The 13,952-nt window shown below is 44.8% G+C and carries 15 protein-coding genes; 6 read left to right on the top strand and 9 right to left on the bottom strand.

Going from position 1 to position 13,952, the window contains the following annotated elements:
* On the bottom strand, positions 1 to 747 hold a 747-nt coding region (locus tag RID53_RS02585; RefSeq protein ID WP_446386633.1), incomplete at its 3' end, for a photosystem II D2 protein (photosystem q(a) protein).
* Positions 748 to 1,601: 854 nt separating this feature from the next.
* Between RID53_RS02585 and RID53_RS02590 the strand changes: the two genes are divergently transcribed.
* The 4 genes from RID53_RS02590 (at position 1,602) to RID53_RS02605 (ending at position 4,810) form a co-directional block, all read left to right on the top strand.
* Positions 1,602 to 1,931 carry a zinc ribbon domain-containing protein gene (locus RID53_RS02590; protein WP_446386674.1) on the top strand — a complete coding sequence of 110 codons (330 nt, stop codon included), beginning with the start codon at positions 1,602 to 1,604 and terminating at the stop codon, positions 1,929 to 1,931.
* Between the two features lie 61 nt (positions 1,932 to 1,992).
* Positions 1,993 to 2,559 (top strand): photosystem I assembly protein Ycf4, encoded by a 567-nt coding sequence (locus RID53_RS02595; protein ID WP_446386634.1) that lies wholly within the window; start codon positions 1,993 to 1,995, stop codon positions 2,557 to 2,559.
* A 118-nt stretch (positions 2,560 to 2,677) separates the two neighbouring features.
* Entirely contained in the window at positions 2,678 to 3,460 is a 783-nt protein-coding gene (locus RID53_RS02600; protein WP_446386635.1) for a peptidylprolyl isomerase, read from the top strand.
* A 135-nt stretch (positions 3,461 to 3,595) separates the two neighbouring features.
* On the top strand, positions 3,596 to 4,810 hold the full coding sequence (locus RID53_RS02605; protein ID WP_446386636.1) for a beta-ketoacyl-ACP synthase: 1,215 nt from the start codon (positions 3,596 to 3,598) through the stop codon (positions 4,808 to 4,810).
* Positions 4,811 to 4,897: 87 nt separating this feature from the next.
* Here the strand turns inward: RID53_RS02605 and RID53_RS02610 are convergent, their stop codons facing one another.
* Both RID53_RS02610 and RID53_RS02615 read right to left on the bottom strand, forming a co-directional pair.
* Entirely contained in the window at positions 4,898 to 5,497 is a 600-nt protein-coding gene (locus RID53_RS02610; RefSeq protein ID WP_446386637.1) for a hypothetical protein, read from the bottom strand.
* A 552-nt stretch (positions 5,498 to 6,049) separates the two neighbouring features.
* Positions 6,050 to 6,223, bottom strand: a complete 174-nt coding sequence (locus tag RID53_RS02615) for a hypothetical protein (RefSeq protein WP_446386638.1) — start codon at positions 6,221 to 6,223, stop codon at positions 6,050 to 6,052.
* A 472-nt stretch (positions 6,224 to 6,695) separates the two neighbouring features.
* Here RID53_RS02615 and RID53_RS02620 point away from each other — a divergent pair, with 472 nt between their 5' ends.
* Positions 6,696 to 7,238, top strand: a complete 543-nt coding sequence (locus tag RID53_RS02620; protein ID WP_446386639.1) for a hypothetical protein — start codon at positions 6,696 to 6,698, stop codon at positions 7,236 to 7,238.
* Between the two features lie 41 nt (positions 7,239 to 7,279).
* Complete coding sequence (locus RID53_RS02625; RefSeq protein WP_446386640.1) at positions 7,280 to 7,510, top strand: hypothetical protein; 231 nt, start codon at positions 7,280 to 7,282, stop codon at positions 7,508 to 7,510.
* A 336-nt stretch (positions 7,511 to 7,846) separates the two neighbouring features.
* Here RID53_RS02625 and RID53_RS02630 read toward each other — a convergent pair whose 3' ends face one another.
* The 6 genes from RID53_RS02630 to RID53_RS02655 form a co-directional block, all read right to left on the bottom strand.
* A complete protein-coding gene (locus RID53_RS02630; protein WP_446386641.1) occupies positions 7,847 to 8,110 on the bottom strand; it encodes a hypothetical protein in 264 nt (87 codons plus the stop codon).
* Positions 8,103 to 9,290 carry a ribonuclease III domain-containing protein gene (locus RID53_RS02635; protein ID WP_446386642.1) on the bottom strand — a complete coding sequence of 396 codons (1,188 nt, stop codon included), beginning with the start codon at positions 9,288 to 9,290 and terminating at the stop codon, positions 8,103 to 8,105. Before RID53_RS02635 ends, RID53_RS02630 begins: the two co-directional genes overlap by 8 nt.
* A 53-nt stretch (positions 9,291 to 9,343) precedes the next feature.
* Positions 9,344 to 9,832 (bottom strand): DUF6887 family protein, encoded by a 489-nt coding sequence (locus RID53_RS02640; protein WP_446386643.1) that lies wholly within the window; start codon positions 9,830 to 9,832, stop codon positions 9,344 to 9,346.
* Positions 9,816 to 10,001, bottom strand: a complete 186-nt coding sequence (locus RID53_RS02645; protein ID WP_390435281.1) for a DUF6888 family protein — start codon at positions 9,999 to 10,001, stop codon at positions 9,816 to 9,818. The genes RID53_RS02640 and RID53_RS02645 overlap by 17 nt, the downstream gene beginning before the upstream one ends.
* A gap of 103 nt (positions 10,002 to 10,104) precedes the next feature.
* Positions 10,105 to 11,955 (bottom strand): protein kinase domain-containing protein, encoded by a 1,851-nt coding sequence (locus RID53_RS02650; RefSeq protein ID WP_446386644.1) that lies wholly within the window; start codon positions 11,953 to 11,955, stop codon positions 10,105 to 10,107.
* A gap of 90 nt (positions 11,956 to 12,045) precedes the next feature.
* On the bottom strand, positions 12,046 to 13,671 hold the full coding sequence (locus tag RID53_RS02655; RefSeq protein WP_446386645.1) for an NB-ARC domain-containing protein: 1,626 nt from the start codon (positions 13,669 to 13,671) through the stop codon (positions 12,046 to 12,048).
* Positions 13,672 to 13,952 lie beyond the last annotated feature (281 nt).

Consider the following 13,952-nt stretch of genomic DNA (forward strand, 5'->3'; position numbering starts at 1 on the left):
CGCCGTCACCATCGAATAGGTTTCTTCGGCTTGGGTGGGGTTAAACGCCCGGAAGGTGTTTGACCCTTCACCGTCTTCAAACAAGGTGTTTTCTACCGTTGCACCGTGAATGGCACACAGCAGCGCTCCACCTAAGATACCTGCCACTCCCATCATGTGGAAGGGGTTCAGTGTCCAGTTGTGGAACCCTTGGAAGAACAGCAAGAAGCGGAAGATACCGGCGACGCCAAAACTCGGAGCAAAGAACCAAGAGGATTGCCCCAAGGGATACATCAAGAATACGCTGACAAATACCGCGATCGGTCCACTGAAGGCAATGGCATTGTAGGGACGAATGCCCACGACGCGGGAAATTTCAAATTGCCGCAGCATAAAGCCAATTAAGCCAAATGCACCGTGCAGGGCGGTAAATGTCCAAAGCCCACCGATTTGACACCAACGGGTGAAGTCGCCTTGGGCTTCAGGTCCCCACAGTAGTAGTAGGGAATGACCGAAGGTATCGGCGGGGGTGGAAACCGCCACAGTCAGGAAGTTACAGCCTTCCAAGTAGGAAGAGGCTAAACCGTGGGTATACCACGAGGTAACAAAAGTTGTACCGGTTAGCCAAGCTCCAACCGCCAAGTAGGCGCAGGGGAGCAGGAGTAGACCTGACCAACCGATGAATACAAAGCGATCGCGCTTTAGCCAGTCATCGAGTGCGTCAAACCATCCTCTTTGGCTGGGAGCGCGTCCGACAGCTATGGTCATCGTTTCAAATCCTCTTACATTAAGGGTTTACAAGGATTTTTCCCTTGACAGTTCCACAGCGATAGACTGGGAATTTTTGACACTCTCCCTTCTAGAAGAAGGGAGATTCTATGGAAATTTCGTTCCATATATCCCGCTGAACGGGTTCCCAGGCACACGACTCAAAGCCATAAGGGCATCGTGTTATCTCCTAACCCCTGTTAATTCAGGGTTGGGCGTTTCAAACCTTCACGGCTTGGGTTTCGCCGAGTCCCGGCGTACCTTAATTAACTGTGAGAAAGTCAGCCGATTTGACTAACTTTGCCTGAATACAGGGTGTGTCAAGCACCCTAGCGCTACCAGCTTATAATTTAACTGGCGTGGACTTAATTTTTCTTAAACTATCATATTTTTACACGAATCCTCGATTTTCGCTAGGGAGAGTAGGGGATTCAGTGCTTGAATACCATAATAGTAGACACTGAAAAATTTACAAATTGATACATCTGACTCAGAATTGCCCTTGAGCAGCACGAGGGGTCATCGGTTGGCTTAAGACTTATGAGCGGCTACCTGTTGGCTTTCAGCCCAAGTCTGTGACCCTATCCAGGACGGAACCAAAAATGGCATTGTAAATAATTCTCCAATGTACGTGACTTTATTTGCTATTATTTTCTATTGGGTCAAGCTAAGATGACATAAAATAACCGAAGCGGCTCTTGGGGGGGTGAACCCTTGAACAATAAAGTATTTATCAACGGATTCAGGGGTTTAAAAAGCGTCAAAAGCATACCCACGCCGAAATAAAATCTCGGTTGGGTCATGCCCTGAAGCAAGTTGATTGGTCTTCGATAAAAGTTCTCAGTATAGAGGACTTGAAGAAGGTTAAACAGGGAAAACGAGGGACGTTCTCTCGCCTGTTTAACAGGCGGCTGTCCCATTGGCTGTATAGAACTTTGGTGCAGTTGTTGGAAAGGAAGTGTGAGGAGGAGGGGATTCAGCTAGTGGTGAAAGACCCCTTCAAAACCTCGCAGTTCTGCTCGAGCTGCAACAGATGGGATAGACGAAACCGAAAAGGTGACAGGTTTAGGTGTGTTCATTGTGGCTACCTTGCCCATGCTGACCACAACGCGGCACACAACCTGGAGCTTTTAGGCGTGGCGGGAGTTTATGGTCTCCGTTCCTACTTAAGTTCAAAAAGTTAAAGTTTTGGATAACCATAGTAATAGGCGGAGCGTATTGTAGAGAGTGAAGGAACAGGATAGTATGACAGCCACCCCAACCCAACAAGAGAACAAAATACTGCGTCAATCTGTTTTAGGCTCTCGGCGATTGAGCAACTACTGGTGGGCGGTAGTCGCCTCAATCGGTGGTACAGGATTTCTTTTAGCCGGACTTTCCAGTTATTTTCAACGGGATCTCTTGCCTGTGGGTGATACCAGAGGTTTACAGTTTATCCCTCAAGGCATCGCTATGAGCTTTTACGGGATTGCTGGCTTGCTCTTTGCCCTCTACCTCTGGCTAGTGATCCTCTGGGATGTTGGCGGTGGATACAATGAGTTCAACAAGGAAAGCGGAATGGTTAAAGTTTTCCGTTGGGGCTTTCCAGGCAAAAACCGCCAGGTCGAGTTTAGCTGTCGCCTTCAAGATGTGCAATCGATTAAAGTTGAGATCAAAGAAGGGCTTAATCCCAGCCGCACTCTCTACCTGCGCGTCAAAGATCGCCGGGAGGTTCCACTCACTCGTGTAGGACAGCCTTTGTCCCTATCGGAACTGGAAAACCAAGGTGCAGAACTGGCTCGTTTCCTCGCTGTCCCCCTAGAAGGCATGTAATCGGACATCCCGGTTAACTATTTCCTTTTTGGTAGAGAAAAGGCAGAGGGCAGAAGACTCTAAGGCAGAAGGCAGAATGATTAAGTAGCGTAAGCTACAAGAAGGTAGGTTAATAAATATGCAAGTAATCGTCCGGCGCTGGTTCCTGGTTGTGGTAGTGATTGTTGGCTTAAGTCTCGGAGCTTGTAGTTCGTCCAAGGTGGCATCCCAAAACACGACAGATTCCTCAACAGCAGCCACAACAGAAACGTCGGTAGCTCAAGTCACTAATCCTCAAATTAGCAGCTTACCCCAATTAGAGGGAAAAGCGACCGTTGTTTTAACGGTTAAAGATTCTCCGATTACCATTGAGGTCGATGGCACAAATGCCCCAATTACAGCCGGGAATTTTGTCGATCTGGTCGAGCGGGGTTTTTATGACGGCTTAGTATTTCACCGAGTCGTGCGTGAACCCCAACCCTTTGTGGTTCAGGGAGGTGATCCCCAAGGGAAAGACCCCAATGTTCCGGTAGAGCGTCTGGGAACCGGGAGTTTTACTGACCCGAAAACAGGGCAGCCTCGTTATATTCCTTTAGAAATAAAGCCAAAGGATGCCGAGGCTCCCATCTATAGCAAAACGTTGGAGCAAGCTGGAATTTCTGCTCCTCCGGAGTTGCAGCATACTCGTGGTGCTGTGGCGATGGCACGCTCATCGATGCCAGATTCAGCCTCATCCCAGTTTTATATCGCACTATCGGATCTGTCTTTTCTAGATGGAAGTTATGCGGTGTTCGGCTATGTTAAAAATGGCATGGATGTGGTAGATACTATCCAAGTGGGCGATCGCATCGAGTCAGCCGAAGTCACCCAGGGACTGGAAAATCTGAAACGACCTGAGTCTGAAGCAGAAGAATCTCCCTAGTGCATCTTGGCAAGGGGAACTGAAGGAGCTGAGGTGCAGATGTGTAGGGGCGGGTTTTACAGATAACGTTTTGGAGACAACCAATAACTTCACTAAACCCGCCCTTCTAGAGCCTCGGTTCAATAATCGCAGGAATTGAAAGGTCAAAATTTGGGTTTGCATTCGGTTGTTGTTACAGGAATTGGTCTAATCTCAGCATTAGGGGGTTTAGAACAGAGTTGGCAACGACTGCTTAATGGTGAGTCAGGGATTCGCTCTTATCAACCCTTTCCAGAACTACCTGTTCGACCCTTGGCGCTAATCAATTCCGTGCCAAGTTCATTAACGACGTTGACTCAGGTCGTCGTCGCCGATGCTCTGGCTGATGCCAATCTTCGGACACCGATGCCGAATTGTGGTGTGGTGGTTGGCTCTAGTCGTGGCTGTCAGGCGTCTTGGGAAGAGTTGATCAGAGCCGCTCTTGAGCAGGGAAGTGGTGGCGTAGGGGAGCTATTCTCTAGTCACCATTCCTCCCGGCTGAAGCAAGAGACTTGGTTAGAAACATTGCCACACCAAGCCGCGATCGCAACGGCTCGTCAAATTGGCTCGATGGCACCTGTGTTGGCACCCATGGCAGCTTGTGCAACGGGAATTTGGGCGATCGCACGGGGGGTTGAACTGATCCAAATCGGTCAATGTCAACGGGTTGTTGTCGGTGCAGTGGAAGCCCCGATTACCCGGTTAACCTTGGCAGGATTTGACAAAATGGGGGCTTTGGCAAAAATAGGGGCTTATCCCTTTGACCAACGACGAGAGGGTTTAGTGTTGGGTGAAGGGGCAGCGGTTTTGGTGTTGGAGTCAGCGGAATTAGCCTTAAGTCGCGGTGTGCCAATTTATGGGCAAATCTTAGGCATGGGATTAAGTTGTGATGGATACCATATTACTACGCCAAAGTCAAGTGGCAAGAGTGCGATAACCGCAATTCAGCAATGTTTAGCTCGAAGTCATCTTTCCTCCACTGAGATTGACTATATTCACGCTCATGGCACAGGGACTCGATTAAACGACGAGAATGAAGCCCAGTTAATGGATGATTTGTTTACCCATAGAGTAGCGGTAAGTTCAACCAAGGGAGCCACGGGTCATACCTTAGGTGCATCGGGCGCGATCGGTGTCGCGTTTTGTTTGATGGCACTCAAGCATCAGATATTACCGCCTTGTGTAGGATTGGGCAAACCCGCGTTTGATTTAGATTTGGTGACCCAAGCACGTCGGCACAAGGTTCGCCAGGTATTATGTTGGAGTTTTGGGTTTGGGGGGCAAAATGCAATCCTGGCTTTGGGGAAGTATAGAAGTACCAAGGCTGGTTAGGATATTCTTTACTGTTCCCTGTTTTCTAGTCCTCATACTCAACGTTAATTGTGTCCGACTACTTAAATTTAAATGCCTGACAGCTTATTAGTTTTGAGTGTGACTATCTGCAGTCAAGGACGTTGGGTTACTCATTTGCAGTGCCGTTTTCGTATCCATACCTGTCTTTTCCCAAATTGCCTCTAACACAGAATTTTCATCCAGTTCTGCACTAATGTAAGTGATATTTTCGCTAGCCACGATTCCCTGGGCTTGGGCGGCGATATCAGGATATTTTTGGAAGACGGCTTGGAGAACTTTATCTCGGCATTGGAAAAGTTCGTCATAGCCAAAAACGCGATCGCACTCCCAGAATTGAACCGCTAATTGGTGTCCGGCTAACGCTGATTTAACAGTGGCTAGAATCTCAGCATCCCCGTAGGCATTTTCGACGATAGGTGTCAGATCACTGATATCTTCACCATATTCTTTGGGATGAATATCACCTTCAATTTTGATTTGGATCACACGCAATTCCTCAAGCGCTGTTTCCAGAGGGGGTGGAATGACAGGGGGTGAGGTTTTGTTGGCGATTTGGTCTGAACGATTGGCATCTGTACTTTCCGAACGCACGGATAGTATACTCAGCACACAGCTTACGAGTAGGGTAACTGTCATGAAGATCAGCGCTAATTTCTTAAATTGCATCTGTCAAACTATTAAACTAAATGGATTAGCAGCCCGCTTGAGTTTATTATTCCCAAGTCACTAGCCGAAAATCACCAAAGCCATTTTAAGGAAACGAGTTTTAATCGTGAGACTAAAGCAAGAAAGCCTGGTGGCTCAATCTTAACATTATCTTTGAGCCTTATGGTGATTTTATTTTGCTGTGAATCTATCCATAATCGTTAAGTTTCCAGAAATATCTTATAATCCTATTTTTAAAGCAAAGTATTAAATATTTTGGAGTCTTAAATATATCTTAAAGTTTCCATGATTTATTTTTTTAGTGAAGATATATAAGCTCTTAGACTAATCTCTTCAAACTTAGGCATACCGAGGAGTTGCTGATTGAAAGATAGTAAGTAGTCGGACAAAAGAAAAAAGCACGCCCACCGCTTGTTTTGTCAACAAGCCTCAAACCCTTACAGACAAAGGACGTAGCTTACTTCTCGCTTGCGCGAGTTTTTCACCGTTCACGTTAATTGTGTCCACCTACTTAACCTCTCTGCCAACAGGCTTATGCCTAAGGCATCAGATTTATAAATGTGTGAAGCTGATACCCGCGATCGCGAGTTTTTTGATCACCATTGGTGCGAGTACAATTAACACCTTAAGCCAAACAGGGGCAAGCACCAGGCTAACCAACAGGCAAATCATGGCGATAAACACGGCGGCAAGTTGGATGATTTCTTCTGTCGTGTTAACAACCACACAAACTGCTGCGAAGGTGATTGTTAAGGTTATCAATAAAACCAAAAGCATAATAACTCACCAGGGTAGATTCGATTGAGTGATGGTTTGTGTTCCTGGGACTGATAAGACTTATGCCTGTCTCTCCACTCTCATTTTGACTGGCGACTGGGTTGTGATGCGAGGAACAATTAAACCTCCTCTCTTAACGACTACAAATTTTTAGATGGGAGTGTCAAGAGTTATCCAGGGTTTCACACAAGCTTCATCAAAGCTTCATAAAGACCTCATGAAGTCTTAATAATAGGATTAGGGGTAGCCAACCTCGAATTGCCACACTTGGCTAAATCACATCGAGTTTCATCCCCCAGTGAGTTGCGCGATTACCCCAGAGATGTTTTTGGACTGACGCATGGAAATAAGTCCTATAGGAGAGGTTAGCTCTAGCCACTGACTCTTACAATTTATGAAGAATTAACCCACAAAGCTATATATGATTCTCTCTACTGATATCCAGATTCCCTTTTCTCGTTCCATTGTTTTTGCGACCTACCGTGATAGGTTAATGGAGTTAATCCCCTATATGACTAATGTTCGGAGCATCGAGGTGAAGTCCCGTCATCAAGACAATGCATGTATTCACGCCGTCAACGAGTGGCACGGTGGTGGTGATATTCCAGCCCCGGTGAGAACACTGTTGAGCAAAGATATGCTGAAGTGGACAGAATATAACACCTGGAATGAGTCAGATTTTACTCTGGTATGGAGTATCAAGACTCACGCCTTTACTGAAGCTGTTCACTGCGCTGGCAAGAATCGCTTTTTGAATGATCATGGTCAGACGTTAATTGAAAGTCGTGGCGAAATAAGAATTGATCCTAAGCGGATTCAGGGCGTTCCACCGTTGTTAAAACACAAGGTTGCATCAGCGGTTGAGGATTTCCTCAGCAAAAAAGTCGAACCCAACCTGCTACAGATGAGTGAAGGGGTACGTCAATATCTAGACCAACAAACCATTAAATACAAACTTGCTTAAAGCGGCTTTATGGTTTGACGAAGGTTATTTTTTACCAAATCATGTCGGCTAACTTATATCATGTCCGCCTCAGCGGTACAATTCTGGTAGCGGTGGACGTGCCAGAATCCGCCGTGGGTCAGGTAGCAACGACTGGAGAACCGCCGATTAAGAAACTTGATTGCAGCTTTAATGTAATCCAGACGTTAATTGAATTATTTCCGCGATCGCTTGGGGGATTAAATCTATATTTACCTGCAATCTGCTGCAATAACAGCAGTGCGTTAGCGTAGTGGCGTGGCACACCTTAATTGGTGGATTAGAATTGTAGGGGCGCACCGACGTGCGCCCGATTTAACGATAAATCTATTCCACTATTTTAGCTGTGCCACGCCAGTAGGGTGCGTTAGGCGTTGATTTAGTGTCAATTGTGAGGATTAAATTAGTTAGCGCCGTAACGCACCAATTCTGGGATAGGATAACTACATCTTGCTAAACTCGATGTAGTCTTAGTAGACCCGATTAAATTCAACTGGTGTATTGAATCCTGGGTGCGATTCACCGACGCTATCGCTTGACTTGACAGGCTTTGGAGAGGGTAGACAGAAGGGGCGATCGCTTACTTCCCTTCAACTTTCCTCATCACTTTTGAGGAAATCACCCACGTACAATCGGATAAATTCTGCTGCTGCATCAGGATTGAGACTATGAAGTGCCTCAGCAATCTGCACCACGGTTTCGGCTGAGGGATCTCGATTTTCGTGAAACCAGTGAAATACAACTGAACAATTTGGAATTAAATTTAACTGTTGCTCAGGTATTTGGTTGGTTAAAGACAGGCAAATATTGAGACTACAGCAATTGATATAGCCATTGTGTATTATTTTACTCATCTTTTGGTAAAAACAAGGTATTTTCAATTTCCTCTCTGACCGGACGAGTTACATTAGAATTGCTATTCAGCTCCTCCACCAGACATCTATTGGCATTATAATATTGCTTCAGTAAATCCCGTTGATCGTCGTTCAACTGTAAATCGTGACCTAAAATCTTTCTTATTTTATCCACCCAGTCTTGACCATTATTTTGCCGCCAATCTTCAAAACGATCTTTCTCTTTATCAATATCACGCAGTTCAGCTTGAATTTGTTGTAATGCTTGCTTCAATTCCGGCTCAAAGTCAAGGGCAAAGACAGAAACAATAACATTTGCTGGATCAGTATTAGCGTTATCAAAAAAGGCAATATCAAGAACAACGTCACAGGCACGATTAAAGCAAGAGAAAAATCGACGAGCTTTACCAGGTGAACAATTAGGGTCAAGTTTACGGGCAAATGTAAGACCAAGCAACCAAATGAGAGCCAGGTAAAATGCTCGGACTTTTACGGGTTGGTAATGAGGTTCAGTTTGAAGAGATTTTTTATTTACCCACGTAAGAAGTTCTTGTAATTTCTCATTGTTAGCTATTAGCGCATCAGCTTCTGCTTTCTTTTGCCATAAAGTGGCTTCGTCAGCGTTTACGGTACTAGCTGTCTGTGAACTATCTTCGGATGATTCTTTGTCGGTTGCTCCAAGTTCTTTCAGCTCATCCACAGACTGTTTGATAAAGTGATTAACTAACCAATCACGGGCAGGAGAGAAGTTGCGATCAAAATTCAGATATATCGCGCCTACTAATGCCTCGAACATCTCACCAAATAGATCAACTTGTTTGCTTATCTCTTTATCTTTTTCACTTCCTCCAAGTCTACAGATATTCCTTAAGTTTAACTTGTATGCAAATTCACAAGCTTTTTTCCGGCGCACCAGGTTACTTTTTAATTCAGTAATTTTACCTTGATTTAGAGTAGAGTCATTTTCATGTAAATAATCAACTACAACAGCATTAAGAATTGCATCGCCCAGAATTGCCTGTCTTCTGTAATCACACTCCTGCTTGTGTTTTTGCTGCGAATTTAAGTTGCGGTCTTCATAGATATATGAAGGATGCGTCAGGGCAATTTCCAGCAACTCCGTATGGTTAAAATCAGCAATGTTGATTGCCTTTTTAACAGCCTCTATATTTATATCCATAATTCAAACTATAAATTGAACTGATAGTAGCAATTTTATGTGCAATCTAGGTTTTAAATTTCCTTAAATTTTCCATCTGAGTCAACATATCCAACGACTCGTGAAGATTTAGTAACACTGTTGGACTGTAATTCGGTTAGGTCTCTTTCTAAATTCAGTGCAGTTTTACAATTTTCACTAACAAAAACTACGAAACAATCAAAATCATCTTTCTTGCTATCACTAGCAATATCTTTGATTTTTATTTCCAATAGGGTTTTGTAATTAGCTATCGAAGAATTCATTATATGGACTTTTATACTCTTGAGTTTTTCGTCCTTGTCTGTGATTAGAAACTTTAAACGCTTGTCCGGAACCTTGATAATGTCCTGGTGAGGATTCTGACGCTTTAACCACTCAAAAATGGCTGCTTCTACTGTTGCTACCGAGTCATAGACTCTATCTGCATAAGCATAGAAAGCCCTATCGTCATCTCGATGAGCCAGCAAATAGGAGCGTAATTCCTTTTTGCTCATTGTCTGAAAATTAGGTTGCATTGTCATAAATTAACTCACCATCAGGGTCAATTAATATTTCTATATCGTCCCCAGCCAGAATAAACAGATTGCCTGTCCGTTCATCAATGCGAACAAGGAAAATAGGCTGGTACATCTTGGTTAAAGCATAACAAACTAAGTAACACTTCGATGCCTGGGCTGCCGTTGGAAAAATTTTTCATCCTCCATCCACTTCAGTCTATCTAGTTTACATTTTTCCAGCCCTTGACACTTTAATCCTGACCCTATAGCTACACAACGATCGCCCGGACAGAATGTTAAACTGACTGCCAAAGCTTAATTTTGCGATCGCTCCCTGCACTGACAAGAATATCCCCATGGGGACTAAAGGCTAAAGAACGAACGGGTTGAGAATGCCCTGACAACTTGGTTAATCGTTGACCATTTTGAACATCCCATAGTTCAATTAGCGCACCACTTCCACTGGCGAGAACTTGACTATCGGGACTAAATGCCAAAGCCGTCACACCTGGAGACTCTGGTGCAAACGTCCGTATTGATTTACCGGTTTGGGGATTCCAGAGGGTGATTGCTCGACTGCTACCACTGGCAAGCATCAGACCATCTGGGCTAAATTCTAGACAGGTAATGTTTGTAGACTGATTGGTAAACGTCATTAACGGTTTACCATTATGAGGATTCCACAGTTCTAGAGTGCCATTTAAACTGCCCACGGCACAACTATGACCATTCGGATTAAAGGCAATATGTCGGGCTGAATCTGAATTTCCGGCTAAAATACGCAGCAATTTGCCTGTCCGTACTGCCCAAAGTTTAATTTCCCAATCCCCGCTACTAATTAATATCTGACCATTGGGACTAAATACAATATCTCGCACCCGATCCGCACGACTGACTAAGGTATTAATCAATTTTCCGGTGCTAAGTGACCACAGTTTAATCGTTTTATCAAAACTGCCACTGGCTAAAATCTGACCATTTGGACTAATTGCCACACAGGTTACACGGTGGCTATGTCCAGTTAAGTTATGCAAAGGTTTGCCGAGGCGTAATGCCCACAGTTTAATGCTTTTGTCATAACTGCCACTGACTAACGTCTTACCGTCTGGACTGATAGCAATGGCACGAATCTCATCTGTATGTCCAGAAAGAGTCCGACGCAGTTTCACCTTTTCCCAGGGATTGGGTGAGGTGGAAATGGGCAATAACTGAGTAATTAGAGACATCAGTCCTTTGGCTTTGGACTGACTTGGCGATCGCGTCTTGATCAGAATCGGTGCTGGTGGCGGTAACTCAGGCTTGGGCGCAATAATGTCTTCAATACAACGGCGAATCATGGCTGGGGTCTGCGGTCGCTGACCAGGAAACGTCGCCATGAGATAATCTATTAAATCGGCTAATTCTTTGCTAACTTGCGACGCACTCTCTCGCCATTGCAACTTACCCGTCCGGGGGTGAGACTCAAAATCGTTGGGAGATTTGCCTGTGAATAAATAGACAAAGGTGCGACCTAGGGCAAAGAAATCTGATTGCGCTACGGCTTTACCCTCCATTTGTTCCGGTGGTGTATATCCACTGGAGATAATCACGGTGCCTGTTTCATCTTGTTTTTGCCGTTGTAAGTAGGTTTCGGTGATCTCGCGCACCGCCCCAAAGTCAATTAATGCCAGTTGTCCATTGGGTCGCAGGATAATATTGGAGGGTTTGATATCTCGATGGATTAGCTCTTGTTGGTGCAGTTGTTCTAAAATATCCACCAATTGTTTCAACCACGCGATCGCTTGGTCTTGACTGAGAACAGGTTTTTTGCGACCGGATCGCCACTGCTTCAACGTGATCCCCTCAATTTTCTCCATGATTAAGCAGTGCAGGGAGACGTCTGTCCCCTGCGACCAGACAAAATAGCCATCTGACTTAACTCTGGGAATACCAGGATGTTGAAGCCGACTCAAGACCATAGCTTCACGCTGGAACAAGGATACAGCTTTTTCTTTAGCGTCATAGCTGTAAAACCGATCCAGATTCAGAACTTTCAGGACTTTGGCAATTCCCTGATCATCGACTTCAAAGGTTTGACTAAACCCACCTTTACCGAGTGTTCGCAGGACTCGATAACGGTTTTGAAGCAACAGGTTGGGGTATATCATGAGGGGGGTTAGAAACAGTAATCTTGGCTACGTCGCAGTATCACTTATCTCTTTTTGCTTCGCCACTTATACCAAACCTCTAGGGTCTGCTTACAATCTGCCTTCAATCGCATCCAGTAAGTTGATCGTGTTAAGTCGTGCATATCCCACCATTTGGTCAGATGTTCCTTCTAGTATAGAAAGAATCGCTTTAAGTTGATCATCTAGGCGCTCTGTGTCTTTTAACACATACAATCGATCCCTGACGCGAGTAAGAATTAGGCGAATTTGTAGCGTCTTCAGATCATCGGATACCTGTTCTTTGACTAGGGCATGACTCCTGAGTAGCCCCAGTTGACTTACGGATTTGGTTTGACAAACAGTTGCAATTTGCTGACACACCTGGTCAATAAATTGATTGGTGGCATACTTCAACAAAGCCGGCTGAATGGTAAAAATCGCTTCATTAGCTTCGGCATTGGGTTCTTTCTCCAACAGAGATCGGCGTTTGAGGGATTCCAACGCTGCCAGGAGTTTCGATAAGGATGTCACCGAAAACTTCATTGCCTCTTTTAATTCCGAAATTGAAAGCGGCTGATTTTCCAGTGCCAACCAATAAATGATTTCCTGTTCTAAAGGAGATAAACGTTGGAATTGTTGATTAAAAACATTCGGTAGAATATCACCAATAATTAATGTACTTTGCTCTAAAAATTCCGAAATATTTCCGTCAAATATTTCTTGGATAGTTGTCGCCATGATTTTTAGGGCTAACGGATTGCCGCGATAAAGCTGAATCAGGGCATCAGCACTTGACTTTAAGGAAGAAAATCCTTTCGTTTCTAAAATGCGTTTAGCATCCTCCGCACTTAAGCCTTTGAGTTTGAGTTCTCGAACCGGGAGTTTTGTACCCGCTAATGAGGCAATTTCTATCGGTTTTTCCCGACTAATCAGCAGTAAGCAACTTTGATGGCGTTCTTCAGCCATGCGCCGAATCAGTTCCCCATAGTCTTGATACCCGTCTCGATAATGTCCGGCTAACCTGCCACTACTCATGATAGTTTCCACATCATCGAGGAGCAACAAACAGCGATGGCGTTGGCAGTAGTCCATCAGTTGCGAAATTTGACCGTTAGTGGTATCTGGTGACTCTCGTTCCTTACCCTCCGATAAAAAGTCGATGATCTCAGTGAGGAGATCACCCAAGGGTGAAGCATGACGTAGCGATCGCCAGATCACATATTCAAAGGACGATTGTACCTGTTCAGCTACCTTCGCTGCCAGGGCGGTTTTACCGATTCCCCCCATTCCCAGGAGTGCTACGATACGACAGCGTTCTTTGACAATCCATTGGTCTAGCTGTTTGAGTTCCGACGTGCGACCGTAAAAGATGGAGATGTCAATGGTTTCTCCCCAATCTTGACGGCTACGACTATTGGAGGGTGTCGTCTTGCCTTGATCGACAATTTCTTCCCAGTTGAGTCCTAAAACGTGACAATATGCTTTAAAGGCATGAGCGCTAATGGGTTGTCTTCCGGCTAAAAACCGCTTCCATGTTCCTTGGGAGAGTCCAGTGGCATAAGGTCCCCCAGTATACCACGGTTTATCCGGTTCCAGTATTCGACTAGCCTCAAGCAAGCAGGTGTCGTCATCGTCAAGACTCCAACTCCACCCCTTTTCGTTTCTGGCTTGCTTGATTTTAGCGAGTCCCCATTGAGAGGCTTTAAGAGTCGGCACTGTTTCACCTTAGTTTTGCCATTTGTCAAGATCGATTTTAGAGCAATTTCTAACGTTATGGATAAAAGCACACATTCAAAGGTGTCATGACCCAAATAATGGAGTCACGCTCATTATGCCCTGAACTAAAGTAATCTTCCAGAAGGCTGGCGCTCATTGTGACAATTTTATCCTATATACTCTTGAGCTAAAGGGCAATTACCTGGTACTGTCCAATACCAAATCGGGCAAAGCCTGTTAATTGTAGGGGCGGGTTTAGCCATTCCAGCTAACTTTTTATT

The organism is Coleofasciculus sp. B1-GNL1-01 (genome assembly GCF_040220235.1).
Taxonomy (GTDB): Bacteria; Cyanobacteriota; Cyanobacteriia; order Cyanobacteriales; family Coleofasciculaceae; genus Coleofasciculus.